The sequence below is a fragment of the Streptococcus criceti HS-6 genome (genome assembly GCF_000187975.2).
In the GTDB taxonomy this organism is placed as follows: domain Bacteria; phylum Bacillota; class Bacilli; order Lactobacillales; family Streptococcaceae; genus Streptococcus; species Streptococcus criceti.
In genome coordinates this window covers 1,852,127-1,878,025 of sequence record NZ_AEUV02000002.1, presented here as the reverse complement: position 1 = coordinate 1,878,025, position 25,899 = coordinate 1,852,127, and the positions used below count along the sequence as shown (strand labels likewise).

The following is a 25,899-nucleotide window of genomic DNA, read 5'->3' as shown; positions in this document are numbered from 1 at the left end:
CAGAAGTCGATTTTTTACATAAATTGACTTCGTTGTCCCACCTCCGCACAAGTTGATTAGGATGGCCGCTAACACTTGCGGAGTAGTTAAACAGTCCAGTGGACTGTTTAAGGGGGGCTTGAAAATGGAACTGCACCCCAAGATAAGGACCTCCCAACCACTGCGCTAAACTGTTATTACTGCAAAAATAGGAGGATGGAATACTTTTTTTCCAGCCTCTTTTAATGCTCATTATTTCACAAACTTTCTAACTAGAAAATGTTAAAAAACGTGCTATAATTGATATACATTATGTAAAAAGTTAAGGGAAACTTTGTGAAATTTTTTAAATATCACAGGGGCTTCCTTTTTATTGTTAGAAAGTTAGGTAAGGATATGACAGAAGAACAGAACTACGGAGCTGACCTAGTAGTAGATAGTCTCATCAACCACGATGTCAAGTATGTCTTTGGTATTCCTGGTGCCAAAATTGACCGAGTTTTTGATACCCTTGAGGATAAGGGGCCTGAGTTGATTGTAGCCCGCCATGAACAAAATGCGGTCTTTATGGCGCAAGGGGTTGGACGGATTACAGGTGAGCCGGGAGTCGTTATTGCAACCTCAGGTCCGGGGGTGTCCAATATGGCTACAGGGCTAGTAACAGCTACCGATGAAGGGGATCCTGTTCTGGCTATCGGTGGTCAAGTTAAACGGGCTGACCTGCTCAAACGTGCCCATCAGTCCATGAACAATGTGGCCATGATGGCGCCGATTACCAAGTATGCCGCAGAAGTTCAGGAGCCTGATACGATTTCTGAAACTCTAGCTAATGCCTACCGCTATGCTAAGCTAGGAAAGCCGGGAGCAAGCTTCATTTCTATTCCGCAGGATGTGACTGACAGTCAGGTTTCGGTCAAGGCGATCAAACCCCTGACTGATCCTAAGATGGGGTCGGCCTCAGTTGATGACATTAACTACTTGGCCCAAGCCATTCGCAATGCTGCTCTGCCTGTTCTCCTTTTGGGAAACGGCGCTTCAACCAGACGTGTAACGGCAGCTTTACGCCGTCTTCTCCAAGCTGTTAAGCTGCCTGTCGTGGAAACCTTCCAAGGGGCTGGTATTGTTTCTCGTGATTTAGAAGAAGAGACCTTCTTCGGCCGGGTTGGCCTTTTCCGCAATCAACCAGGGGATATGCTGCTTAAACGCTCTGACTTGGTTATCGCAATTGGTTATGACCCCATTGAATACGAAGCTCGCAACTGGAATGCTGAAATCTCTGCCCGCATTGTCGTGATTGATACTGATACGGCAGAAATTGATACTTATTTTCAGCCTGAGCGGGAATTGATCGGTAATATTGCAGAAACCATTGATCTGCTGTTACCAGCTATTTCTGGTTATAGCTTGCCGGAAGGTTCAGTTGAGTACTTGCAAAATCTCAAAAAAGAAGTCGTGCAAGACCTCAAGTTTGATACGAAGTCTGAAGCCGGCCTCATCCATCCTCTGGATGTCATCGAGGTTTTGCAAGATAATGTTGCTGATGATATGACTGTTACTGTTGATGTTGGCAGTCACTATATCTGGATGGCCCGTTATTTTAAGTCTTATGAAGCCCGCCATCTACTTTTCTCAAACGGAATGCAGACCCTAGGTGTTTCTTTGCCTTGGGCAATCTCAGCAGCCCTCTTGCGACCAAATACCAAGGTGGTCTCTATCTCTGGTGATGGCGGTTTCCTCTTTTCAGCTCAGGAATTGGAAACAGCTGTCCGTCTCAAACTGCCAATTGTTCATCTTATTTGGAATGATGGTAAATATGACATGGTTAAATTCCAAGAAGAGAAGAAGTATGGCCGTTCCTCAGGGGTTGACTTTGGCTCGGTTGATTTTGTAAAATATGCAGAGAGTTTCGGAGCTAAGGGCTACCGCGTAGATAGTAAGGAAAACTTCCAAGCTACCCTCAAACAAGCCCTAGTTGATGCTGATCAGGGACCTGTTTTGATTGATATCCCAATTGACTATAAGGACAATACCGCCTTGGCTGAAACTATTTTGCCGGAAGAGTTTTATTAATATTTGTAGTTAGATTGACGCTTGTAAGCAGTTATAATGACGGGTTCTTAAAAAGAAAGAAGGATATAAACGACATGGCAGATGTCATTAAATTATTTCAGTATAATACCTTGAATGCCCTCTTCGCAGGTCTCTACGATGGTTCCATGACCATCGGAGAATTGCTTAAGCATGGCGACTTGGGTATTGGTACACTTGATTCCATTGATGGAGAACTGGTTATTCTCGATGGCAAGGCTTATCAAACCACTAGCAAAAATGGCAACCTTAAAGTTGTTGAAGTGAAGCCAGATACCAAGGTTCCCTATGCTGCGGTGGTTCCCCACCATGCAGAGGTGGTCTTTAAACAGCGCTATGAAACAACGGATAAGGAGCTGGAAGATCGGATTGAATCCTATTACGATGGAGCAAACCTTTTTCGTTCCATTAAAATTAAGGGGCATTTCAAACACATGCATGTTCGTATGATTCCAAGAGCTCAAAGTGGGGAAAAATTTGCGGAAGTTGCTACCCGTCAGCCTGAGTACACGGCTGAGGATCTTTCAGGAACCATTGTTGGGTTTTGGACACCTGAAATGTTCCATGGGGTCAGTGTAGCTGGCTATCACCTCCACTTTATTTCTGATGACTTAGTTTTTGGCGGTCATGTTATGGATTATGTCATGACTGATGGGACAGTAGAGATTGGTCCAGTCGATCAATTGGATCAACGCTTCCCAGTTCAGGATCGCAATTATCTCTTCGCTAAATTTAATTTGGACGAATTGAAGGAAGATATCAATAAATCTGAATAACAGAAAAAATCTGGCCTGATAAAGCCAGATTTTTTAGGTATTATTTAGTCTACTTTTTTATTATCAAAGATGAAAAGTTTGCTCAAAATATAATTGATTAGGATGATTAAGATCTGACTGATGGCTCCGACAATTCCGTTAACCATAGCAAGATTATCATTGACAAACTGGCCGACTAGATGTGGAAAGCTATTGACGAAGATGAAGGTCATACCAAAATCAAGTCCCAGAGTGAGCAGCCGGGCAGTGACAAATTTGATAAAGCGGCCGAACCAACCAGATCGGTCCTGATTGAAAACCCAAATATCATTAGTCACAAAGGCGAAGATAATAGCGATAGCATTGGCCGCAACCGTCGTTGTCAGGGGCATGTGCAAGAGAGCAAAGAGGCCAATCCGGCTAATCATATAGACGATGGTGGTCAATCCGCCGAAAAAAAGATACTTCATGGCTTCATTATTCCAAGCCCAGATAATGAGAGATTTAATTTTTTTCATATCATTACTTTAGCATAAAAGCGATGGATATGCTAGAATGGGCAGTAGAATTTAAAATTAAAATAAAAGGAAAATTCTTATGAAACGTTGGCAGACTCCTTTGGTTATAGTATGGCTGATTGCATTAATCATTATCTTTCCAGGGAACTGGGTGCTTTCGTTATATGGCCTAGCTTGGGAAACGAAGGTTATGCATATCGGTTTGATTTTGCTGATTTCCAGTCCAAGTTTGGCCTTGCTATTGCTCGGTAAACTAACTTGGTGGAGAAGCTTTCTTCTTGCCGCAGTTCCAACTTTGATTGCCTTTATTCTGGTGACGACTTTGGGGATTTCTCCTTTTTCCAACTATCGTGATCAAGGAGACTATCTCATTAGTGAAGAAGGACACTTTAAGCGAACTCACGATGACTATCACCTTAAGCGGAAGCATTTTATTATGGAAAAAAAGGTCGTCAAGAAGGTTAATCTGGATTAGGGTAACTAAGGTTCCTCTAACAGAAATATAATGTTGAAGGTTAAGCGAGTCGAGCTGCCTTCTTTTTTTATTCGACTTGTGCTATACTAGAAAAGCTGGTTTTCAGCCCTTGGTGCTTAACTCTTTTCACCAAGCATATTTGAAGCGGTGATCCCGCTAAAGGAGAATCAATAAGATGAAATTTTCAGTCCGTGATTTGGTGCAAATCGCCTTAGTGGCCGCCCTCTATTTTATTTTTACGGCCATGCCCCCCTTTAATGCTATCAGCTACGGCGCTTATCAGTTCCGCTTATCTGAAATGCTCAATTTTTTAGCATTTTACAAATCAAAATATATTATCGCCCTAACTCTAGGCTGTGCTATTTCCAATTTTTATAGCTTTGGTCCTATTGATGTTCTTGTCGGCAGTGCACAAACCCTGCTGGTTGTCAGCCTAGGTGTCTATCTTTTCAGGAAATTTGTGGATCAAACTGTTTTGGGTTACAATCTGGCCTTTTTCTACTTCAATCTGCTCTTTTCATCTAGCATGTTCATCATTGCTGCAGAATTGAATATTGTCAGCCATGTCCCATTTTTCTTGACTTGGTTGACAACAGCAGTAGGGGAGTTTGCTTCCCTGTTAGTTGGCGGCTACCTCATCAGCCTACTGGCCAAACGTATTGATTTAACAAAATGACAAAAAGCCTTCTCAGAGGGCTTTTTGTCTTAATTCCCTTCTTATTTCATGATATAATAAAGATACTATGGAAAATCGTATGAAAGAGCTGGTTGCCCAGCTGAATCGTTATGCTCGTGAATATTACACTGAAGATAGGCCGTCTGTTTCAGATGCTCAGTACGATAAACTTTATCGAGAATTAGTTGACTTAGAGCAGGCTCACCCGGAGCTCGTTCAGCCTGATAGCCCCACCCACCGAGTTGGCGGTTTGGTGCTAGAAGGCTTTGAGAAATACACTCATGAGTATCCGCTCTTTTCCCTGCAGGATGCTTTTTCGCGCGAAGAGCTGGACGATTTCGACCGTCGAGTTAAGTCGGAGTTCCCTTCGGCTTCCTACTTGGCTGAGTTGAAGATTGACGGTCTGTCCATCTCTCTTACCTATATTGATGGCCAGCTGCAAATCGGGGCTACCAGAGGGGACGGAACGGTTGGAGAAAATATTACTGAAAATCTCAAGCGAATTCCGGACATCCCCTTAAGCCTGTCTGGTGGTGAAACCATTACGGTGCGTGGTGAAGCCTATCTGCCAAGAGCTTCCTTTGAAGCCATCAATGCCAAAAGACGAGAAGAAGGTCAGGATGAATTTGCCAATCCGAGAAATGCAGCCGCCGGCACCTTGCGTCAGTTAGATACCTCGGTTGTTGCTGAAAGAAAACTAGCTACCTTCATCTACCAAGAAGCTGGTGAAACCAGTTTTCCCACTCAGGAAGCCGTCTTAGAAGGCTTTGCCAAATTGGGCTTTGTCGTCAATCCCCGTCGGATTGTTACCAGCTCCATGGATGAGATATGGGACTTCATTCAAGCCGTTCAAGCAGACCGTGAACACTTAGCCTATGATATCGACGGTATTGTTATCAAGGTTAATAGTCTGGCTATGCAGGAAGAATTGGGCTTTACGGTCAAGGCTCCTCGCTGGGCTATTGCCTACAAGTTTCCTGCCGAAGAAAAAGAGGCTAAAATCCTCTCGGTTGACTGGACTGTCGGTCGAACAGGCGTTGTTACGCCAACGGCTAATCTGACTCCCGTTCAATTAGCGGGTACAACAGTCAGTCGGGCTACCCTCCACAATGTTGATTATATTGCCGATAAGGACATTCGTCTGGATGATACGGTTCTGGTCTACAAGGCTGGTGATATCATTCCAGCTGTTCTCAATGTTGTCATGGAGAAGCGGCAGGATCAAGTGCCCATGGCGATTCCGCAAATCTGTCCATCTTGCCAGAGCCAGCTCGTGCATTATGAAGATGAGGTGGCTCTACGCTGTGTGAATCCTCGCTGTCCGGCCCAGCTCAAGGAAAAATTGATTCACTTCGCCAGCCGCGATGCCATGAATATCACGGGCTTAGGGCCTTCAATGATTGAGAAGGTGTATCAGGCCGATTTGGTTCAGGATGTGGCTGACCTCTATCAGCTGACAGCTGAGAACTTGCTGACTTTGGATGGGGTGAAAGAGAAGTCAGCTGATAAGCTCTTCCAAGCCATTTCAGCTTCTAAGGAAAATTCGGCCGAGAAGTTGCTCTTTGGCTTGGGGATTCGCCATGTTGGTGCTAAGGCCAGCAAACTGCTTTTAGAAAAATTCGGCTCTTTAAACGCTCTCATGGTGGCTGAATTTGATGCTATTGCTGAGATTGATGGACTGGGAGGCGTCATTGCTCAGTCGCTCCAAGATTATTTTGCGACCGCCGGAGCCAAACAGCTGATGGCTGAATTAGAGGCAGCAGGACTTAATTTTGACTATCTAGGTAAGCGAGTTGCCGAGGATGCAACCTTGTCAGGAAAGACCGTCGTTCTGACTGGTAAGTTGGTCAGTCTCAAACGCAGTCAAGCTAAAGAAAAATTAGAAAACCTAGGCGCCAAGGTCACTGGCTCAGTATCTAAGAATACGGATATTGTAGTAGCAGGAACAGATGCTGGCTCTAAGCTGACCAAGGCTCAGGAATTAGGCATTACCATTCGCGATGAAGAATGGTTGGCTAATCTATAGGAGGAGAAAATGCGACGAAAACGTGCTCGCCTGATTTATAATCCAACATCAGGCCAGGAAATCATGAAAAAAAACGTAGCCGAGGTCCTTAATATTTTAGAAGGCTTTGGTTATGAAACCTCAGCTTTTCAGACAACCCCCGAACCTGACTCGGCTAAGAACGAAGCAACTCGGGCAGCTAAAGCCGGCTTTTCTTTGGTTATTGCAGCTGGGGGAGATGGGACCATCAATGAGGTGGTCAATGGCTTAGCGCCACTGGCTAAGCGGCCCAAAGTAGCCTTAATTCCAACAGGGACAACTAATGATCTGGCTCGGGCTCTCAAAATTCCTCGCGGTAATCCTGTTGAAGCAGCCAAGATTATCGGTAAAAACCAACTGATTCATTTGGATGTTGGCCGAGCTCATGGCGATACCTATTTTGTCAATATCGCAGCCGCAGGAACCTTGACTGAATTGACCTACAGTGTACCAAGCCAGCTCAAGACCATGATTGGCTATCTAGCTTATCTGGTTAAAGGAGTCGAGCTTCTGCCTCGGGTTAAAACAGCTCGGGTGAAGATTACTCATGACCAAGGTGTCTATGATGGTGAAGCTTCAATGATCTTTGCAGCCATTACTAATTCAGTTGGTGGCTTTGAAACCATTGCTCCCGATGCAAAATTAGATGATGGACAATTTACCTTGATTATTGTTAAAACAGCCAATCTAATTGATATTGCCCGTCTAGTGCGAAAACTGCTTCAGGGCGGCAAACATATCGGCGATAAGCGGATTGAATATATCAAGACCAGTAAAATCGTCATTGAACCTCAGACTGATGACCGGATGATGATTAATCTGGATGGTGAATACGGCGGTGATGCCCCAATTACCTTGGAAAATCTCAAGAATCATCTGGATTTCTTCGCAGATACCGACGAGATTTCTGACGATGCCTTCGATTTAGATACTGAGGAATTAGCCCTTGAAGCCATCGCCCAAAAATTCTCTCACGAAGTTGATGAGCTTGGGGATGATGATTAATAAAAAAGCAGGCGTAGACCTGTTTTTTTTTCTATTGACAGAGGTGTCTACATAGCCCTTTTTTAGAAGGCTGCCAAAGTCTTGGAATTCCCAATAACCCCCAAAAGATGGCCACAAAATTTCAGGCTTAAACAAAAGAGTCATGAGTAAGCCTTTACAAATTCGTGAAATCATTGACTTTCCCACTAAATAGGACTAAAATAACTAGGTAAAAAATTTTAAAGGAGAATTCTATCATGAATTTAACGATCTTAGGTCTCGGACTTGCTGTTATGGGAGTGTCTATTGGTGAGGGTATCTTGGTTGCCAATATTGCTAAGGCAGCCGCTCGCCAGCCAGAAATGTTCAGTAAACTGCAAACCTTGATGTTTACTGGTGTTGCTTTTATCGAAGGTACCTTCTTCGTTCTCTTTGCGCTTAGCTACATTGTGTAAACCTAGCCAAATTTTAGAGAAGAAGGAGGGATAAGGATTGGAATCTACAACTAATCCAAGTGTATCTTTTTTAGGTATCACATTTGATCTGACCATTTTAGGTATGTCTCTCTTGACGGTTTTGGTGATTTTTTTCATGGTTTTCTGGGCCACTCGCAAGATGTCCCTTAAACCTAAGGGAAAGCAAAATATCCTTGAGTTTTTGTATGAATTCGTCAATGATACGATTTCGCAGAATCTAGGTGGTTATACTAAAAATTATAGTTTGCTCCTCTTTGTCATCTTTACTTTTGTTTTCACAGCTAATAATATTGGCTTGATTACAGCTATTAGGACAGGGAAACTTAACTTTTGGACATCACCAACTTCTAATTTTGGTGTTACCATTACTCTTTCTTTGTTGATTGCGCTTGTCTGCCATGTTGAAGGGGTGCGTAAAAAGGGCGTTACAGGCTACCTCAAGGGGTTCCTTGCTCCTTACCCAGCTATGTTGCCCATGAATATTTTGGAACAGTTTACAAACATTGCGTCTCTGGCTCTGCGACTTTTTGGAAATATCTTTTCTGGTGAAGTTGTGACTGGTCTAATTTTGAAGTTAGCTATGGTCTCCATTTTTACAGGACCTCTGGCCTTTGTACTCAATTTGTTCTGGGTTGCCTTTTCAGCCTTTATTGGCTTCATTCAAGCCTATGTCTTTATCATCCTTAGTTCCAACTATATCGGTGGTAAAGTTAATGATTAATAGAGAAAGTGAGGAGAAATATGTCTATACTGATTAATAGTACAACCCTTGGTAATATCATTATTACAACCGGCTCTGTTCTTCTCCTGCTTGTCTTGATTCGTAAGTTTGCTTGGAAGCAGCTTACTGGAATCTTTAAAGCACGTGAGGAAAAGATTGCTAAGGATATTGATGATGCTGAGAATGCCCGTCAACAAGCCGAAAGCTATGTCCAAAAACGCCGAGCTGAACTGAATGCTGCGAAAGATGATGCCGCTAAAATCATTGATGATGCTAAAGAAACGGGTCAAGCTCAGGGAAGTAAAATTGTCGCAGATGCGCGTGCAGATGCTGAGCGCCTGAAGGAAAAAGCTAACCAAGATATCGCTCAAAATAAGGCAGAAGCCCTTTCAAGTGTGAAGGGAGATGTGGCTGATTTGACTGTCTTGTTGGCTGAAAAAGTCATGGCCAAAAATTTGGACAGGTCAGCTCAATCTGATTTGATTGACCAATATCTTGACCAGCTAGGAGATGCCTAATGGATCGTAAAACACAAGCTCTTGTTGAGCAATATGCCGACAGCCTGAGTCAAGTGGCCCTTGAGAAAGGTCTTGTGTCTGAGATTCAAGAAGAACTCTCAACCTATTTGACAGTTTTCAAAGAGACCCAGCTCTCTGCCTATCTGTCAAGTCTTGCACTTGCTCGCGAGGACAAAGTTAGTTTAGTGAGAAATCTTGAAGAGTTTTCGTCACATTATTTGAAAAATTTCTTTGAAGTCATCTTGCTTAACGAACGTGAACGTCTGATTGAGCCAATCTTTCAAGCTGTTTCGGACAAACTGGTTCAAGCAACCCGTGAATTTCCTGTGACGGTGACAACTACTGTCCCTCTGACACAAGAGCAGAAGGAACGGATTCTCAAGCTCAGTCACCAAAAATTCGAAATTAATGCCCAAGACATTATTGAAGATTTTGATGACTCAATCATCGGTGGCTTTGTCCTCAAGGCCAATAATAAAATAATTGATACTAGTATTCGCAGTCAATTACAACAACTAAAAAACAATCTTAAATAGAAAGTGGTGTGACTTTTGGCCATTAATGCTCAAGAAATTAGTGCTTTAATTAAAAAGCAAATTGAAAACTTCCAGCCAAATTTTGACGTCACTGAAACTGGTGTAGTAACTTACGTTGGTGATGGGATTGCCCGAGCTCGCGGCTTGGATAATGCCATGGCCGGTGAGCTGCTCGAATTCCAAAATGGTGCTTATGGTATGGCTCAAAACCTTGAGTCCAATGATGTTGGTATCATCATCCTAGGAGATTTCTCAGAGATCACTGAAGGAGATACCGTTAAACGTACCGGTAAAATCATGGAAGTCCCAGTTGGTCCGGAACTGATTGGCCGGGTGGTCAACCCGCTTGGTCAACCTGTTGATGGACTTGGTGATATTAACACAAATGCAACCCGTCCGGTTGAAACACCTGCACCGGGTGTTATGCAGCGTAAGAGTGTTTCAGAACCTCTGCAAACAGGGCTCAAAGCCATTGATGCCTTGGTACCAATTGGTCGTGGACAACGGGAATTGGTTATCGGCGACCGTCAAACGGGTAAAACCTCAGTTGCCATTGATGCTATCTTGAACCAAAAAGATCAAGATATGATTTGTATCTATGTCGCCATCGGTCAAAAGGAATCGACGGTTCGTAACCAAGTAGAAACCCTGCGTAAGTACGGTGCTCTTGACTATACTATCGTTGTGACAGCTTCGGCTTCACAGCCCTCACCTTTGGTTTACATCGCACCCTATGCCGGTGTTGCCATGGCGGAAGAGTTCATGTATAATGGCAAGCATGTTTTGATCGTTTACGATGATTTATCAAAACAAGCTGTCGCCTATCGTGAACTTTCCCTTCTGCTCCGTCGTCCACCAGGACGTGAAGCCTATCCGGGAGATGTATTCTATCTTCACAGCCGTTTGTTGGAACGGTCAGCCAAGGTTTCTGATGAATTGGGTGGCGGTTCAATTACAGCTTTACCATTTATTGAAACGCAAGCAGGTGATATTTCAGCCTACATTGCAACCAATGTCATTTCTATTACCGATGGACAAATCTTCTTACAAGAAAACCTCTTTAATTCAGGTATTCGCCCAGCTATCGATGCAGGGTCATCTGTATCACGGGTTGGGGGTTCTGCCCAAATTAAGGCCATGAAGAAGGTTGCCGGTACCCTGCGTTTGGATTTAGCTTCTTATCGTGAGTTGGAAGCCTTCACCCAATTCGGTTCTGATTTGGATGAAGCAACTCAAGCCAAATTGAATCGTGGCCGCCGGACAGTAGAAGTCCTCAAACAACCAGTTCATCAGCCGCTTCCAGTTGAAAAACAAGTATTGATTCTTTATGCTTTAACCCATGGTTTCTTGGACAGTGTTCCAGTTAACGATATCTTGACCTTTGAACAAGCGATGTATGAGTACTTTGAGGTACATCATGCTGATATCTTTGAAACGATTCGGACCACTAAAGACCTTCCTGAAGAAGCCGTCTTGGATGCTGCCATTCAAGACTTTAAAGATCAGTCTTCATTTGAATAAGGGGGCGACTTATGGCAGGTTCTCTGAGTGAAATCAAAACAAGAATTGTTTCAACCGAAAAAACAAGTAAAATTACGAGTGCCATGCAAATGGTATCTGCCGCTAAATTGACGAAGTCTGAACAAGCTGCTAAGGACTTTCAAGTCTATGCAGCCAAGATTCGTCAAATCACAACAGACTTGCTGCACGCTGAGTTGACCAACGGTTCCGACAATCCCATGTTGGCCGCTCGTCCCGTTAAACGGACCGGCTATATTGTCATTACTTCCGACAAGGGTCTGGTCGGTGGCTATAATGCTAAAATCCTCAAGGCGGTCATGGACCTGATTGAGGAGTATCACAGTGAAAAAAATGATTACGCCATTATCTCTATCGGAGGTACTGGTTCGGACTTCTTTAAAGCTCGTGGGATTGATCTAGCCTTTGAACTGCGCGGTCTGGAAGATCAACCAGCTTTTGATCAAGTCTCGCAAATCATTTCACAGTCTGTTGAAATGTATAAAGAAGAGCTCTTTGATGAGCTTTATGTCTGCTACAACCACCATATCAATAGCTTGACCAGTCAGGTGCGGGTTGAACAGATGTTGCCCATCGTTGACCTTGATGCTAACGAATCCGAAAAGGAGGCTTCCAATGCTTTTGAATTGGAACCTGATCGGGAAGCCATCTTGGAACAACTCTTACCTCAATATACGGAGAGTTTGATTTATGGAGCTATTGTCGATGCCAAAACAGCTGAACATGCGGCTGGTATGACAGCTATGCAGACAGCGACAGACAACTCGAAGAATGTCATTAATGACTTGACCATTCAATATAACCGGGCTCGCCAAGCAGCGATTACGCAAGAAATTACTGAAATTGTTGCCGGCGCCAACGCCTTGGAGTAATTAATCGGTCAAGAAGCAATCGTTCTTATAGAACGAGGCTTCAACTGCTGAGCTAAGACTCTGTAGTCTTAGTCCTATGATTGGAATAGAGAGTTATTCTGTAAGAGAAAAGGGACTTAGGTTCCCCACCCTTTAGGAAAATCTTCAGCAGATGAAATAGTTCTTTATATCATAAATTGAAAGGAATTTAGCATGAGCTCAGGCAAAATTGCTCAGGTTGTTGGACCCGTTGTTGACGTTAAGTTTGCAACAGGCGATAAGCTTCCTGAGATTAATAATGCATTGGTCGTTTATAAAAATAACGATAAAAAAGAAAAAATCGTGCTCGAAGTTGCCCTTGAATTGGGTGACGGTCTTGTGCGTACCATTGCTATGGAATCGACTGATGGGCTTACACGTGGACTAGAAGTTCTCGATACTGGTCGTGCCATTAGTGTACCAGTTGGTAAAGAAACACTAGGACGTGTCTTCAACGTGCTTGGTGAGACCATTGATTTGGATGAGCCATTTGCAGAAGATGCAGAGCGTGAGCCTATTCACAAAAAAGCTCCTAGCTTTGATGAATTATCAACCTCATCAGAAATCTTGGAAACAGGTATTAAGGTTATTGACCTTTTGGCTCCTTACCTCAAGGGTGGTAAGGTTGGCCTCTTTGGTGGTGCCGGTGTTGGTAAAACCGTCCTGATTCAAGAGCTGATCCACAATATTGCCCAAGAACACGGGGGAATTTCCGTCTTTACAGGTGTCGGTGAACGGACTCGTGAAGGAAATGACCTTTATTGGGAAATGAAAGAATCCGGTGTTATTGAAAAGACCGCCATGGTCTTTGGTCAGATGAATGAACCGCCTGGTGCGCGTATGCGGGTGGCACTGACAGGTTTGACCTTGGCTGAATACTTCCGTGATGTAGAAGGCCAAGATGTTTTGCTCTTTATTGACAATATCTTCCGCTTTACCCAAGCCGGTTCGGAAGTGTCGGCCCTGCTCGGTCGGATGCCATCAGCCGTTGGTTACCAACCAACACTGGCTACCGAAATGGGGCAATTGCAAGAACGGATTACATCAACTAAGAAGGGTTCTGTAACCTCAATTCAAGCTATCTATGTACCAGCCGATGACTATACTGACCCAGCGCCAGCGACAGCTTTCGCTCATTTGGATTCAACCACCAACTTGGAACGTAAGCTAACTCAAATGGGGATTTACCCTGCGGTAGATCCTTTGGCTTCAAGCTCTCGTGCTTTGGCGCCAGAAATTGTCGGTGAAGAACACTACCAAGTAGCAACAGAAGTGCAACGTGTTCTGCAACGTTATAATGAATTGCAGGATATCATCGCCATCTTGGGTATGGATGAATTGTCAGATGATGAAAAAGTCTTGGTTGGCCGTGCCCGCCGTATTCAATTCTTCCTGTCACAAAACTTTAACGTGGCGGAACAATTTACGGGACAGCCAGGTTCCTATGTACCAGTTGCTGAAACAGTTCGCGGCTTCAAGGAAATCCTTGACGGGAAATATGACGATCTACCAGAAGATGCTTTCCGCAGTGTTGGTCCAATCGAGGATGTTGTTGAAAAAGCTAAGAAAATGGGCTTTTAATGAGGTGATGCTATGACTGATCATATGACAGTACAGATTGTAACACCTGATGGGGTTCGTTATGATCACCATGCTACCTATATTTCAGTGACCACAACCGATGGTGAGATGGGGATTTTAGCTAATCACGTCAACACCATTGCCCCTTTGACAGTCCATGAGATGAAAATCCGTCGTATTGACGATGATAATCACGTCGATTGGGTCGCTGTCAATGGTGGTATCCTTGAAATTAAGGATAATACGGTGACGATTGTAGCGGATTCGGCCGAGCGGTCGCGTGATATTGATATTTCACGGGCTGAGCGGGCTAAACAAAGAGCTGAGCGTAAGTTGCACGAAGCGGAAGCCAGTCATCAAATTGATGATGTTCGCCGTGCTCAAGTCGCTCTGCGCCGTGCCCTCAATCGCATCAGCGTTGGAAATAAATGAGAGTGGGACTCAATCAGTAAACCGTGATAAAATCACGATTTTGATTTTCCTTGCTCTCTTATTTACAGAAAAAGCCAATCAGCAGTGGTTCATCGGTGCTAAAGCATCTAATGAACTGTGCAGGGGTAAGACTTCTTTCTTGGCCTAGCAACAAGTCTTACTCCCAACTGCGTCAATCTAGTAAATCCAGAACAATGCTAACGAGTTTGGACTTTTTATACGTAATCTTCAAAGATTACATGTGGGTGAGAGCGAAGCCGTCATGTCTGTTTGTCCCAGACTCATCCCGAGCCTTAAAACTGAAAAGCGAGGCCGCTTCTATGACTTTTAGGTTTAAGAAATTGTATTTACAAGTTTAAATTCTTAGCGTCAGCTGGAAAAAGTCTGGGAAAAAGTATTCCAGCCTTCTATTTTTGCAGTAATAATAGTTTGACGCAGTGGTTGATTGGAAGGTCTTGATCTGGGACGCTGTCTTATTTTTAGGCACCCCCTTAAACAGTCCACTGGACTGTTTAACTGCTCCGCAAGTGTTAGCGGCCATCCTAATCAACTGTGCGGAGGTGGGACAATGAAGTCAATTTATATAAAAAATCGACTTCTGTCCCACTCTCAAAACAGACAGTTGCCGCCGTGGTAAAAAGACGATTGCCCCTATTTAAGTCAATCGTCGAAGGAATTTTCAAGACCCTAGGCTTGGCTTGAAAATGATCAATGGCACTCCGTTAGGAGGTCGCTTGCGCCCCTGCCACATAAGGTGAATTGTCAAAAAATGTGAATACAAGTTCTAAGAAAGCTCCCATTTGGGCGCTTTTTTTAATCTTTTCTACTAGTTTCCTACGTATTAGATGCTGAAAATGACTGTTAGCAATGCAGCCAAGACAGCAGTATACCAAGGAAGAGTAAAAGTGAGACTGACTGGTTTTCTTCTTGGTTTATCGTGTGTATTCATGATAAAATAAGGTCATGGAAATTTTACAATCACTTATTACTATCATCTGCCATCTCTTTTTTATTCTCATGAGTTTTCAGCTCTTAACCCGTCTGGTTAATTGGGAAAAAATTTTACGCCTTAATCCCGATAATTTCAGACAGATTAATCTTTTAGTCATGTTTCTGGCTATTGGCCTAGGTTTTTTGGTTAGCTCTTTCTTTTTATCTGTTATATCCCTTGCCATGACAATTTTCACTACAGTTCACTAGAAGGGTTTTTTCCTAATCTTATGATATAATAAGGAAAACACTTGTGAAATTGGAGAAAAAATGGATAGAATTATTGTTAAGGGTGGTCAAACACGCTTACAAGGTGAAGTGACGATTGAAGGAGCTAAGAATGCGGTCCTTCCTCTCTTAGCGGCGACAATTTTGCCCGCTCAAGGCCAGACTGTACTGAGCAACGTTCCGATTTTATCGGATGTCTTTACCATGAATAATGTGGTTCGGGGTCTGAATGTTGAAGTTGATTTTGATCAAGAACAAAATCAGGTTACCGTAGATGCTACTGGGCAGCTTTTGGATGAGGCACCTTATGAATATGTCAGTCAAATGCGGGCTTCTATAGTTGTTCTAGGACCTATTTTGGCTCGTAATGGGCATGCCAAGGTTTCTATGCCGGGTGGCTGTACTATCGGCAGCCGTCCTATTGACCTTCATCTCAAAGGTTTGGAGGCCATGGGAGCCAAGATTAGCCAAGTGGGTGGGGATATCACTGCAACAGCTGATTGTCTGAAGGGAACGAATATCTATATGGATTTTCCTTCAGTAGGAGCAACGCAAAACCTCATGATGGCAGCTACTTTGGCTCAAGGGACAACCATTATTGAAAATGCAGCTCGGGAGCCAGAAATTGTTGATCTAGCTATCCTTCTCAATAAAATGGGAGCCAATGTCCGCGGAGCTGGGACAGAAACCTTGACCATCAAGGGTGTGGATCAGCTGCACGGTGCGGAACACGATGTCGTTCAAGACAGAATAGAAGCCGGCACCTTTATGGTAGCTGCAGCTATGACCTCTGGTGATGTTCTGGTTAAGTCAGCTGTTTGGGAACACAATCGCCCCTTAATTTCCAAGCTTTTGGAAATGGGAGTAGAAGTCACAGAGGAAGACGAGGGTATCCGTGTCAAATCAGATGTCAGCAAGTTGAAACCAGTGACTGTGAAGACACTGCCCCATCCAGGATTCCCCACGGATATGCAGGCTCAATTCACAGCCCTGATGGCCGTTGTAAGAGGTGAATCGACCATGATTGAAACTGTCTTTGAGAACCGTTTCCAGCATTTAGAAGAAATGCGTCGGATGGGATTAAACTCAGAAATCATGCGAGATACGGCCATTATCCACGGCGGTCAAGACTTACAAGGGGCTCAGGTTATGTCAACAGATCTGCGAGCTAGCGCAGCCTTGATTTTGATCGGGATGGTAGCCCAAGGGACGACAACAGTTGGGAAATTAACCCATTTGGATCGTGGCTACTATAAATTCCACGAGAAGTTGGCAGCGTTAGGAGCAGATATTGAGAGGGTGAATGACTAATGGCGAAATCAGGTTGGGCCTATATTAGACATCAGTTAGCTTTAATTCTACTGGTTACTTTTCTTTGCCTAGTCTTTTTTGCGGTTGGCTTGATGCTTGGTTATGCTGTCCTCGGCCAAGGTCACAATCCCTTGACTATCCTATCACCGGATAAGTGGCAATCCTTGATTGATAAATTTACTGGAAAATAAGTTAAAATCCCGATAAGCAAGCAGGCTAATCGGGATTTTTCGAGAGAGATTATTATAGTGAAAAAATCAAAATCAACGATGAAACGGGAGCAAAAAGCCCTGCTTTCGCTGGTCAGTTTAGTTGTCTTTTTAATACTGGGTTTGCTGGCAACTACTGATCAATTATCCGATCAAAATCCAATCAAGCAAGTAGCTCAGCAGCTAACGGGAGAGCAGCAGAAAAGGTCTAAGTTTAGTGATGAGGCTCCGAGTCGAGACTTAGCCGATAGTGTGCTGACTCAAGAAGTTAGAAACCAACTCCCGGCTGAAATTAGCTGGAATGGCTCAGGAGCTTATATTCTCAATGGGAATAAAACCAATTTGGATGCTCAGGTGGCTAGTACTCCCTATGTCAACAATCAGACAAAAGTCGTCCAAGGTCAGACGGTCCCAAGTCTCGCCAATGCCCTCCTGACCAAATCTACCCGTCAGTATCGTAACCGTCAGGAAACAGGTAACGGCTCAACAGACTGGACACCAGCAGGCTGGCATCAGCGAACGGGTCTTTCTGGTGCCTATGATCATGCCATAGATCGTGGCCATTTGATTGCTTATTCCTTAGCGGGCAGTCTACGAGGTTTCGATGCTTCAACAAGCAATCCGGCCAATGTCGCAGTCCAGACAGCCTGGGCTAATGAAGCCAGCAGTGAGGATTCGACGGGACAGAATTACTATGAAACCCAGATCCGCAAGGCCCTGGATAAGCGCAAGCGGGTTCGCTACCGAGTGACCTTAATTTATCAAGGCGACAACTTAATTGCCTCAGGCAGCCATCTGGAAGCCAAGTCATCCGATGGCAGTCTGGAATTTAATGTCTTTATTCCTAACGTGCAACGGGATTTGATACTGGATTACTACACAGGACAGGTGAAGCTTGAGTCCTGAGAAATTCTAGGAAAAGAGCTTAAGAATCTTGCCAGCCGAACAAAATTTTGTTAGAATAAAAACAATTGAATAGAGAGTCTGTGAGACTAGTAGCTAGGTCATACTTGAAAAGGGAATGTGAATCATCGACTGGAAGTTCACTCGAGGAAAGCCTTGTGAATTCACTCATATTAAGGACTTAACAAATTAAGGTCTAGTTAGCTAGATGAAAACGGATGGTACCGCGTGTCAACGCTCCGAATTTATGGAGTTTTGGCAAGCGGTTTTTCTTGTTCCTGCAGCTCTGACCTTAGTGATGATGAAAGGAAATCTCAAGATGGATTTACAGAAACAGTTAGAAGAGCTAAAAGTCTCAACCAAGGCTAAGCTCAAAGAAATGAATGGCAATCATAGTAAAGAATTGCAAGACCTGAGGGTTGCTGTTTTAGGTAAGAAGGGATCATTGACAGAACTGCTCAAGGGGCTCAAAGACCTATCAAGTGAGATGCGCCCAGTTATTGGTAAACAAGTTAACGAGGTGCGTGATGTTCTGACACAGGCTTTTGAAGAGCAGGCTAAAATTGTTGAAGCTGCTAAGATTCGAGCCCAATTAGAATCAGAAACACTGGATGTGACACTGCCAGGCCGCAAGGTTAATCTTGGAAACCGGCATATCTTGACGCAAACATCCGAAGAAATTGAAGATATTTTTCTTGGTATGGGCTTTCAAGTCGTTGATGGATTTGAAGTTGAGAGTGACTATTACAACTTTGAACGAATGAATCTGCCTAAGAATCACCCAGCTCGGGATATGCAGGATACCTTCTATATCACTGAAGACATCTTGCTCAGAACTCATACCAGCCCTGTCCAAGCTCGCACTCTGGATCAACATGATTTCTCTGAGGGACCGCTCAAGATGATTTCACCGGGACGTGTATTTCGTCGCGATACTGATGATGCTACCCATTCTCACCAGTTCCATCAAATTGAAGGTCTGGTTGTCGGCGAAAATATTTCCATGGGGGATCTCAAGGGCACCCTGCAAATGATCAGCCAGAAAATGTTCGGAGCAGACCGCAAGATTCGCCTGCGTCCATCCTATTTTCCATTCACCGAGCCATCTGTTGAGGTTGATGTCTCTTGCTTCAAGTGCGGCGGTCAAGGCTGTAACGTCTGCAAGAAGACCGGTTGGATTGAGATCCTTGGTGCCGGAATGGTTCACCCAAGTGTCTTAGAGATGTCTGGCGTCGACTCTGAAAAATATTCAGGCTTTGCCTTTGGTCTTGGTCAAGAACGGATTGCCATGCTGCGTTACGGTATCAATGATATTCGCGGCTTTTATCAAGGTGATGTTCGCTTCTCAGCCCAATTCAAATAAAGATGCTTAGGGAGGTTCCTATGACCCTCAAACTTAGAGAAATTAAGCAGGCTGACTTACCGGCTCTGCAAACTTTGGCAATTGAAACTTTTCGCCAGACCTTTGCCCATGACAATAGTCCCCAGCAGTTGTCAGAGTATTTTGCCCAAGTTTATTCGCTGGAGACCTTAAAACAAGAACTGGCCAATCCAGAATCCCTGCATATTTTGGCAGAAGTGGATGGTCAGCCCGCCGGCTTTCTCAAGACTAATTGGGGAGCTGCCCAGACAGAAAATGAATTGGATGCGGCCTATGAAATTCAAAGGCTCTATGTCCTGCAGGAATTTCAAGGGCAAGGTATTGGCAAGAGGCTCTTTGAGTACGCCCTTGAGCAAGCTCAGCAGTCTGGTTTTGAGTGGGCCTGGTTAGGGGTCTGGGAAAAGAATGTCAAGGCACAAAAGTTTTATGCCAAGTACGGCTTTGAGCGCTTTAGCCAACATGCCTTCTCCGTTTCTGAGGATAAGGTTGATGTGGATTGGCTTTTAAAGAAGAAACTGAAATAATAGGAGGGAAGCACAAAATGGGTCATTAGGATTGACCTATAAATGCTAACGAAATTATGCTTGTATCATATAAATGGTTAAAAGAGCTGGTTGACGTGGATGTCACAACAGCCGAGCTCGCTGAAAAAATGTCAACGACAGGGATTGAGGTTGAAGGTGTGGAAAGGCCAGCTGAAGGTCTGTCTAAACTCGTTGTGGGAGATGTTTTATCTTGTGAAGATGTTCCAGATACCCATCTCCATCTCTGTCAAGTTGATACTGGCGACGAAGAGCCGCGTCAGATTGTTTGCGGTGCTCCAAACATCGCTGCTGGTCAAAAAGTTATCGTCGCTTTGCCAGGTGCCCGCATAGCTGATAATTACAAGATTAAAAAAGGAAAAATCCGCGGCATGGAATCGCTGGGAATGATTTGTTCCCTACAAGAACTGGGCCTGTCTGAATCCATTGTTCCCAAAGAATTTTCCGATGGGATTCAAATACTACCTAAAGCGGCAGTGCCTGGGGAAAGTGTCTTCCCCTACTTGGATTTAGATGATGAGATTATTGAATTGGCCATCACCCCTAACCGAGCGGATGCTCTGTCTATGCGTGGGGTTGCTTACGAAGTTGCAGCCATCTATGGTAAGTCCGTACATTTTTCTGAAAAAGATGTGCACGAAGTTGCTCAAAAGGCAGCTGAGAAGATTGCTGTTGCCATTGAGTCTAATAAAGCTCTGACTTATAAAGCTCGGGTAGTTGAAAATGTAACCGTTGCATCAAGTCCCCAATGGCTGCAGAACCTGCTCATGAATGCTGGTATTCGTCCGATTAATAATGTGGTCGATGTGACCAATTATGTCCTTCTCTATTTTGGACAACCAATGCATGCTTTTGACTATGACAAATTTGCTGACAAGACCATTGTTGCCCGCGATGCCCGCCCCGGTGAAAAATTGGTTACCCTTGATGGTGAAGAACGCGAATTGACTGCTGATGATTTGGTTATCAGCGTAGCAGATCAGGCGGTAGCCTTAGCTGGTGTTATGGGCGGTCAGTCAACTGAAATTGATTCTGCTAGTCAGACCGTTGTCCTCGAAGCTGCTGTCTTTGATGGTCAATCCATCCGTAAGACCAGCTCTCGTCTCAACCTGCGTTCTGAAAGTTCTTCCCGCTTTGAAAAAGGTATTAACTATGACACAGTTGGTCAAGCTCTCGATTATGCAGCGGCCATGCTGGACGAATTGGCCGGTGGTCAAACCCTAGCTGGTCAAGTGGAAGCAGGCAGCTTGCCAACAGAACCCGTCCAAGTTTCAACCAGTTTGGATTATGTCAATGTTCGCTTGGGAACCCAACTGACCATGGCTGACATCCAAGATATCTTTGCCAAACTGGATTTCCCAGTAGCCGGCAATGAAGAACGCTTCACCGTTACTGTCCCTCGTCGCCGTTGGGATATTGCTATTCAGGCTGATTTGGTTGAAGAAATCGCTCGGATCTACGGTTACGATAAATTACCAACTACCCTGCCTGAAGCTGCAGGAACAGCGGGAGAATTAACCAGCACTCAAAAACTTCGGCGCAGGGTGCGGACTATTGCCGAAGGTGCAGGTCTCTCTGAAATCATTTCCTACGCTTTAACAACACCGGAAAAAGCCGTTCAATTCACACAAAATCCTACCAATGTGACCGAACTCATGTGGCCGATGTCCATTGAACGTTCAGCTTTACGGCAAAACATTGTAGCTGGTATGTTGGATACCATTGCCTACAATGTTGCCCGTAAGAATAAGGATATAGCTATCTATGAAATTGGAAAGGTCTTTGAACAGAAGGGCAATCCAAAAGCAGACCTCCCGACCGAGTTGGATACCTTTGCCCTAGCAGTGACGGGTCTGGTGGCAGAAAAGGATTTCCAGACAGAGGCTCAGCCAGTCGATTTCTTCTATGTCAAGGGAATCTTAGAAACTCTCTTTGCTAAATTGGATTTATCGGTTGAGTTTGTAGCAGAATCAGGCTTAGCTGCCATGCACCCTGGCCGAACTGCCAGCCTCATCTTAGATGGTCAGCCCCTTGGTTTTGTTGGCCAAATCCACCCAGAAGTAGCGAAAGACTACGGTATTCCTGAAACCTATGTGGCAGAAATCAATTTGACAGCTGTCCAGAATAAATTACAACCGGCTTCTGCCTTTGTGGAAATTCCCAAATTCCCAAGTGTTTCCCGTGATATAGCACTTTTGGTCGATCAAGCTGTCAGCCACCAAGCCATCCTCGATGCTATTCAAGGAGCTGGCGTCAAACGGCTGATTAAGATCAAACTCTTTGATGTCTATGCTGGCCACAACATTGCGCATGGTAAGAAGTCTATGGCCTACAGCCTGACCTTCCAAAATCCAAGCGATAACTTGACTGACGAAGAAGTGGCTAAGTATATGGAAAAAATTACTAAGGCCCTGACTGAAAAAGTTTCAGCAGAAGTGCGTTAAGAGAACCTAAAAAAAATCTAGCTAAGATAGTTTTGTTATCAAGGCTAGATTTTTTCTATTTCTAAATTTTCAAATGCTAATGAGAAAATTCTGAATAAGGACACAAGAAAAACATGAAAGTTTTCAGAAAACAGACAAAAATCCAGCAACCCTGGTTTTTATAAAAAGAAATTTTTAAGCTAGGAAAATAACTCAAAGCCCTATTCTACTGGGTTTTGAGTAACATAAAGTTTTCCGAAAAATAATTTGAATAGCAGAATAGTTTGGCTCATTGTAATTTTTTTGTTATAATACTAATTAGTATTTAAAGGTTCTAATCTATTAAATACAGGGAAAGAATTTCTGGGAGGAAAGATTACATGGAAAAACATTCTCAACGCTATTCCATCCGCAAGTATAGCTTTGGAGCAGCGTCTGTTTTGCTGGGAACCGCAGCCTTTGCCCTTTCGGCAACGACTGCCCTGGCAGACGAAAATTCGACTGTCCCAGCCGCTGATAACGCTGGTTCTTCTGCGGAAGTAGCAGCGAATCAAGCTGGTCCGCAAACTAAGGTGATTAATCAGACGACTGTTGGTGATACCACTACAACGACTAAAGAAGTAACATCACCTGAATTGGAAACGGCTAAGGAAAATGCACAAAAGGCTAATGTCCCTGCTGAGGAAACTGAGGCGAAGGTCCAACCTTCTGTTGAAGCTGCTGATGCTGATAACAAGGCGCAAGCAGAGGCAATCAACAAGTCGGTAACTGACTATCAAACTCAACAAGCTGCTTATGAAAAAGCCAAAGCTGAGTATGATAGCAAATCAGCTGAAAAAGCGGCAGCCGATAAGTTAAATGCCCAAGCTAAAGGTGCCTACGATGCGGCTATGATTCAGTACAATCAAGATAAGGCTGCTTACGATGCTGCCCTTGCTCAGTACAATATTGACAAAGCAACGTACGCTCAACAAAAGATTCAATACGAAGTGAGTCTGGCAGAAAAAGAAGCGGCTGATAAGGCCAATGCTGCTGCCAAGCTCAAGTATGACCAAGAAATGCAAGCTTACAATGCTGCTAAGGCCGACTATGATTCAGCGCTTGCTCAATATAATGCGGACAAGAAAAAATATGATTCCGCCAAGGCTACTTATGACAGTAAACTAGCTGAAAAAGCAGCAGCTGATAAGGCTAATGCAGCTGCCAAGGCTAAGTATGACCAAGAAAAAGCGGTTTATGATCAAGCTAAGGCCAAGTACGATCAAGACTTGGCTAAGTACCAGCAAGATAAGGCTAAGTACGATTCCGCCAAGTCGACCTACGACAGTAAACTAGCTGAAAAAGCAGCAGCTGATAAGGCTAATGCAGCTGCCAAGGCTAAGTATGACCAAGAAAAAGCGGTTTATGATCAAGCTAAGGCCAAGTACGATCAAGACTTGGCTAAGTACCAGCAAGATAAGGCTAAGTACGATTCCGCCAAGTCGACCTACGACAGCAAGTTAGCTGAGAAAGCAGCAGCGGAAAAGATCAATGCTGAAAATGAAGCAAAATACAATCAGGCTAAGGAAGCTTATAATCAAGCCAGGGCCCAATATGAGCATCAATTGGCTGAATACCAAACCAAATATGAACATTGGAAAAACTCTAAGGATGCTTACGATAAATTCCTAGCTGACCACAATCTGACAGAAACTCAAGCCGCTCAAGAATTGATTTTTGAGCGTGAAAAAGATGCGGTTCACACCATTGAAGGTATCAATACTTACCTGACACCTGAAGCACAAAAACGCATTGGAACAAGCGCTGTTAATCAATACCGTTCAAATGAAATTAAAGAAGGCGATGTTGTTACTAATAGTCCTTATGGTAATAAGGACAACGAATGGCTGCAAGTCAAAGAAGGTGATAAGTTTACTGTCACTTACGATGGCCTGTCTCAATCCAAGATGATTATCGAAGGTGTTCCGCAGGACATTAATAAGGTTATCTATCACTATAGTATTGATGAATTGCCATCATTTAACAAGGCAGGTATTGCTAAAGTAAGCAACGACCCAACTGTTACCTTGACTGTTGGTGCTTCAACTGATGATCCTGATAAAGCCGTTAAGGTTACCGTTGATATTGAGTTCTATGACAAGAATGGTCAAAAATATGATTTGACCAAGCGTAAAGCTATTGTGGCCCTCAATTCACTTAACCACTGGACTGGTGCAGCCTATGTATCTGGGGAAGATAATCCGCGTGCCTTGACAGTTGAAGCTCGGGATACCGAAGGCAATACCGTCCGCGGTACTTGGAATCCTTATGCCGATGGCAGTCACCCAGATATCAAGAATGGTGAAGTCCAAACGAAGTCCGGCTATGCTGACTTCGGTGGCAAGACTGTCATTATTTCTGCCAATAACCCACTCAAAATTGTGACTCAAAGCTATTCTGTTGCTCCAAACAGCCTCGAAACTCTCTTAAATGAGGCCGTCACTGATGAAAGTTCTGTTAAAGCATCCGGCGGCGCTAATGCCCACTCAATCGGAAGTCAAAACTATTCCTATGAGGATGAAGGTGTTCAAAAAGATGACGTTATCGGTAGTTACTATGTAGATGCTGAAACTGGTCTGATTACCTTCGTACCTAAGAAAAAATTCCAAAATGTTGAACACCAAGAGTTTGTTAATATTGGGGATAACCAATATATTGCTATTCCAAACTCAAGTGTTACTTATGATCCTAATACCCATGAAGTAACCTCTCAAGCTGATAATCAATACATTGAGCATGGTGCGGTCTTTAATGGGGAATCGACTTCCACACTTCCAGGCTGGGATAATGAAGACTCACCTTACCTCTATTACGGTGGTGCTGGTATGCGGATGACAAATGGTCACCTTGTCTTTACGGCTAAAGGTGCCAATGCCGTGGGTGCGCCAACGATCTACTGGTTTGCCATTAACTCCACTGTTGGTTATCCTAAGAATCCAGGAGAAGAGCCACCAAAACCTAAGGCGCCGACTCCGCCAACTCCACCAAAGAAGGTTATCGTCGAAGTTCCAGGTGAACCACATGAGCCAACCCCACCAACCTCACCGGTAGCTCCAGAACCACCTAAGATGACAATAATTGAAGTCCCAGGTGAACCACATGAGCCAACTGCCCCAACGCCGCCAGTAGCTCCAGAACCACCTAAGATGACAACAATTGAGGTCCCAGGTGAGCCACATAAGCCAACCCCACCGACTGCCCCAGTACCGCCAACAAAACCTAAGACCATAACAGTGGTTGTTCCTAAGAAGCCAAACGAGCCAAAAGCTCCGACCCTTCCTAATCCTCCTCAGCCACCTAAGACGATTTCTGTTGAGGTTCCAAATGAGCCAACCCCGCCAACAAAACCTTCAGTGAAATGGCATAAGAACATCATTGTTGAAAGCGTGAAGACTCCTAAACCAGGAGTTCCAACCCCTCCAACAGTTCCAAACACCCCACCAAAATCTGTACAACCGGTCAAGTCAGAAAATCCAAAACCTGCTCAGCCGCAACCGGCTGCAGAAAAAGCTCTGCCTCAGACTGGTGATAGCAACAGCTATGGTGTGACCGTCTTCGGTGCCGGTATTATTGCCTTCTCCATCATAACGATGCTTGGTGCGATGAAGCGCAAAGAAAACTAAACCATCAGTTCCAACCTAATTTGTCAATTATTTATCTA

General features: G+C 44.1%; 23 protein-coding genes and 1 riboswitch. Of the genes, 22 read left to right on the top strand and 1 reads right to left on the bottom strand.

From position 1 onward, the window contains the following. The first annotated feature begins 375 nt into the window (after window positions 1-375). Together alsS and budA are read left to right on the top strand one after the other, a co-directional pair. Window positions 376-2,049 (top strand): acetolactate synthase AlsS, encoded by a 1,674-nt coding sequence (gene alsS / locus STRCR_RS08750; RefSeq protein WP_040805033.1) that lies wholly within the window; start codon window positions 376-378, stop codon window positions 2,047-2,049. Between the two features lie 74 nt (window positions 2,050-2,123). Beyond that, window positions 2,124-2,843 (top strand): acetolactate decarboxylase, encoded by a 720-nt coding sequence (gene budA, locus STRCR_RS08745; protein ID WP_004228964.1) that lies wholly within the window; start codon window positions 2,124-2,126, stop codon window positions 2,841-2,843. Between the two features lie 44 nt (window positions 2,844-2,887). Here budA and STRCR_RS08740 read toward each other — a convergent pair whose 3' ends face one another. Next, window positions 2,888-3,340 (bottom strand): GtrA family protein, encoded by a 453-nt coding sequence (locus tag STRCR_RS08740; RefSeq protein ID WP_004226596.1) that lies wholly within the window; start codon window positions 3,338-3,340, stop codon window positions 2,888-2,890. A 79-nt stretch (window positions 3,341-3,419) separates the two neighbouring features. On the opposite strand from STRCR_RS08740, the gene STRCR_RS08735 reads away from it, so the two are divergent. The 20 genes from STRCR_RS08735 to STRCR_RS08640 all read left to right on the top strand — a co-directional run bounded on the left by STRCR_RS08735 (window position 3,420) and on the right by STRCR_RS08640 (window position 25,861). Further along, window positions 3,420-3,815, top strand: a complete 396-nt coding sequence (locus tag STRCR_RS08735) for a hypothetical protein (protein WP_040804606.1) — start codon at window positions 3,420-3,422, stop codon at window positions 3,813-3,815. 77 nt (window positions 3,816-3,892) lie between these two features. After that, window positions 3,893-3,988, top strand: a riboswitch (PreQ1 riboswitch). A 2-nt stretch (window positions 3,989-3,990) separates the two neighbouring features. Then, the gene (locus tag STRCR_RS08730; protein ID WP_004229695.1) at window positions 3,991-4,491 is read left to right on the top strand and encodes a QueT transporter family protein; all 501 of its coding nucleotides are present in this window, start codon (window positions 3,991-3,993) and stop codon (window positions 4,489-4,491) included. A 67-nt stretch (window positions 4,492-4,558) separates the two neighbouring features. Next, window positions 4,559-6,517, top strand: a complete 1,959-nt coding sequence (ligA, locus tag STRCR_RS08725; protein ID WP_040804604.1) for an NAD-dependent DNA ligase LigA — start codon at window positions 4,559-4,561, stop codon at window positions 6,515-6,517. 9 nt (window positions 6,518-6,526) lie between these two features. Continuing rightward, the gene (locus STRCR_RS08720; RefSeq protein WP_004228599.1) at window positions 6,527-7,540 is read left to right on the top strand and encodes a diacylglycerol kinase family lipid kinase; all 1,014 of its coding nucleotides are present in this window, start codon (window positions 6,527-6,529) and stop codon (window positions 7,538-7,540) included. 236 nt (window positions 7,541-7,776) lie between these two features. After that, entirely contained in the window at window positions 7,777-7,974 is a 198-nt protein-coding gene (locus STRCR_RS08715; protein WP_004229660.1) for a F0F1 ATP synthase subunit C, read from the top strand. A gap of 37 nt (window positions 7,975-8,011) precedes the next feature. Then, complete coding sequence (gene atpB / locus STRCR_RS08710) at window positions 8,012-8,716, top strand: F0F1 ATP synthase subunit A (protein WP_004226239.1); 705 nt, start codon at window positions 8,012-8,014, stop codon at window positions 8,714-8,716. A gap of 20 nt (window positions 8,717-8,736) precedes the next feature. Further along, window positions 8,737-9,234 carry a F0F1 ATP synthase subunit B gene (gene atpF, locus STRCR_RS08705; RefSeq protein WP_004227416.1) on the top strand — a complete coding sequence of 166 codons (498 nt, stop codon included), beginning with the start codon at window positions 8,737-8,739 and terminating at the stop codon, window positions 9,232-9,234. Continuing rightward, window positions 9,234-9,770: a F0F1 ATP synthase subunit delta gene (locus STRCR_RS08700; protein ID WP_004226793.1), complete on the top strand. Its 537-nt coding sequence runs from the start codon at window positions 9,234-9,236 to the stop codon at window positions 9,768-9,770. The genes atpF and STRCR_RS08700 overlap by 1 nt, the downstream gene beginning before the upstream one ends. Before the next feature lie 15 nt (window positions 9,771-9,785). After that, on the top strand, window positions 9,786-11,291 hold the full coding sequence (atpA, locus tag STRCR_RS08695) for a F0F1 ATP synthase subunit alpha (RefSeq protein ID WP_004227609.1): 1,506 nt from the start codon (window positions 9,786-9,788) through the stop codon (window positions 11,289-11,291). An 11-nt stretch (window positions 11,292-11,302) separates the two neighbouring features. Next, window positions 11,303-12,181 (top strand): F0F1 ATP synthase subunit gamma, encoded by an 879-nt coding sequence (locus tag STRCR_RS08690; protein ID WP_004229837.1) that lies wholly within the window; start codon window positions 11,303-11,305, stop codon window positions 12,179-12,181. Between the two features lie 192 nt (window positions 12,182-12,373). After that, window positions 12,374-13,780, top strand: coding sequence for a F0F1 ATP synthase subunit beta (atpD, locus tag STRCR_RS08685; protein WP_004229327.1), 1,407 nt, complete (start codon window positions 12,374-12,376; stop codon window positions 13,778-13,780). A gap of 12 nt (window positions 13,781-13,792) precedes the next feature. Continuing rightward, the gene (locus STRCR_RS08680) at window positions 13,793-14,212 is read left to right on the top strand and encodes a F0F1 ATP synthase subunit epsilon (protein WP_004225669.1); all 420 of its coding nucleotides are present in this window, start codon (window positions 13,793-13,795) and stop codon (window positions 14,210-14,212) included. 963 nt (window positions 14,213-15,175) lie between these two features. Continuing rightward, window positions 15,176-15,412, top strand: coding sequence for a DUF1146 family protein (locus STRCR_RS08675; protein ID WP_004227798.1), 237 nt, complete (start codon window positions 15,176-15,178; stop codon window positions 15,410-15,412). A 60-nt stretch (window positions 15,413-15,472) separates the two neighbouring features. Next, window positions 15,473-16,741, top strand: coding sequence for a UDP-N-acetylglucosamine 1-carboxyvinyltransferase (gene murA, locus STRCR_RS08670; protein WP_004229029.1), 1,269 nt, complete (start codon window positions 15,473-15,475; stop codon window positions 16,739-16,741). Next, on the top strand, window positions 16,741-16,932 hold the full coding sequence (locus STRCR_RS08665) for a DNA-directed RNA polymerase subunit beta (protein ID WP_004226291.1): 192 nt from the start codon (window positions 16,741-16,743) through the stop codon (window positions 16,930-16,932). The genes murA and STRCR_RS08665 overlap by 1 nt, the downstream gene beginning before the upstream one ends. Window positions 16,933-16,986: 54 nt before the next feature. Next, window positions 16,987-17,856 carry a DNA/RNA non-specific endonuclease gene (locus STRCR_RS08660; RefSeq protein ID WP_040804600.1) on the top strand — a complete coding sequence of 290 codons (870 nt, stop codon included), beginning with the start codon at window positions 16,987-16,989 and terminating at the stop codon, window positions 17,854-17,856. Window positions 17,857-18,172: 316 nt separating this feature from the next. Next, window positions 18,173-19,216, top strand: coding sequence for a phenylalanine--tRNA ligase subunit alpha (gene pheS, locus STRCR_RS08655; protein WP_040805026.1), 1,044 nt, complete (start codon window positions 18,173-18,175; stop codon window positions 19,214-19,216). 20 nt (window positions 19,217-19,236) lie between these two features. Next, window positions 19,237-19,758, top strand: coding sequence for a GNAT family N-acetyltransferase (locus STRCR_RS08650; protein WP_004227752.1), 522 nt, complete (start codon window positions 19,237-19,239; stop codon window positions 19,756-19,758). Window positions 19,759-19,814: 56 nt separating this feature from the next. Continuing rightward, on the top strand, window positions 19,815-22,220 hold the full coding sequence (pheT, locus tag STRCR_RS08645) for a phenylalanine--tRNA ligase subunit beta (RefSeq protein ID WP_004228638.1): 2,406 nt from the start codon (window positions 19,815-19,817) through the stop codon (window positions 22,218-22,220). Window positions 22,221-22,579: 359 nt separating this feature from the next. Continuing rightward, window positions 22,580-25,861: a GbpC/Spa domain-containing protein gene (locus STRCR_RS08640; RefSeq protein WP_004230137.1), complete on the top strand. Its 3,282-nt coding sequence runs from the start codon at window positions 22,580-22,582 to the stop codon at window positions 25,859-25,861. The last annotated feature ends 38 nt before the right edge of the window (window positions 25,862-25,899 follow it).

Excerpts from the sequence above, each read along its gene's own strand:
- alsS (WP_040805033.1), top strand. The coding sequence starts at position 376 with ATGACAGAAGAACAGAACTACGGAGCTGACCTAGTAGTAGATAGTCTC.
- budA (WP_004228964.1), top strand. The coding sequence starts at position 2,124 with ATGGCAGATGTCATTAAATTATTTCAGTATAATACCTTGAATGCCCTC.
- STRCR_RS08740 (WP_004226596.1), bottom strand. The coding sequence starts at position 3,340 with ATGAAAAAAATTAAATCTCTCATTATCTGGGCTTGGAATAATGAAGCC.
- STRCR_RS08735 (WP_040804606.1), top strand. The coding sequence starts at position 3,420 with ATGAAACGTTGGCAGACTCCTTTGGTTATAGTATGGCTGATTGCATTA.
- STRCR_RS08730 (WP_004229695.1), top strand. The coding sequence starts at position 3,991 with ATGAAATTTTCAGTCCGTGATTTGGTGCAAATCGCCTTAGTGGCCGCC.
- ligA (WP_040804604.1), top strand. The coding sequence starts at position 4,559 with ATGGAAAATCGTATGAAAGAGCTGGTTGCCCAGCTGAATCGTTATGCT.
- STRCR_RS08720 (WP_004228599.1), top strand. The coding sequence starts at position 6,527 with ATGCGACGAAAACGTGCTCGCCTGATTTATAATCCAACATCAGGCCAG.
- STRCR_RS08715 (WP_004229660.1), top strand. The coding sequence starts at position 7,777 with ATGAATTTAACGATCTTAGGTCTCGGACTTGCTGTTATGGGAGTGTCT.
- atpF (WP_004227416.1), top strand. The coding sequence starts at position 8,737 with ATGTCTATACTGATTAATAGTACAACCCTTGGTAATATCATTATTACA.
- STRCR_RS08700 (WP_004226793.1), top strand. The coding sequence starts at position 9,234 with ATGGATCGTAAAACACAAGCTCTTGTTGAGCAATATGCCGACAGCCTG.
- STRCR_RS08690 (WP_004229837.1), top strand. The coding sequence starts at position 11,303 with ATGGCAGGTTCTCTGAGTGAAATCAAAACAAGAATTGTTTCAACCGAA.
- atpD (WP_004229327.1), top strand. The coding sequence starts at position 12,374 with ATGAGCTCAGGCAAAATTGCTCAGGTTGTTGGACCCGTTGTTGACGTT.
- STRCR_RS08680 (WP_004225669.1), top strand. The coding sequence starts at position 13,793 with ATGACTGATCATATGACAGTACAGATTGTAACACCTGATGGGGTTCGT.
- STRCR_RS08675 (WP_004227798.1), top strand. The coding sequence starts at position 15,176 with ATGGAAATTTTACAATCACTTATTACTATCATCTGCCATCTCTTTTTT.
- murA (WP_004229029.1), top strand. The coding sequence starts at position 15,473 with ATGGATAGAATTATTGTTAAGGGTGGTCAAACACGCTTACAAGGTGAA.
- STRCR_RS08665 (WP_004226291.1), top strand. The coding sequence starts at position 16,741 with ATGGCGAAATCAGGTTGGGCCTATATTAGACATCAGTTAGCTTTAATT.
- pheS (WP_040805026.1), top strand. The coding sequence starts at position 18,173 with ATGGATTTACAGAAACAGTTAGAAGAGCTAAAAGTCTCAACCAAGGCT.
- STRCR_RS08650 (WP_004227752.1), top strand. The coding sequence starts at position 19,237 with ATGACCCTCAAACTTAGAGAAATTAAGCAGGCTGACTTACCGGCTCTG.
- pheT (WP_004228638.1), top strand. The coding sequence starts at position 19,815 with ATGCTTGTATCATATAAATGGTTAAAAGAGCTGGTTGACGTGGATGTC.
- STRCR_RS08640 (WP_004230137.1), top strand. The coding sequence starts at position 22,580 with ATGGAAAAACATTCTCAACGCTATTCCATCCGCAAGTATAGCTTTGGA.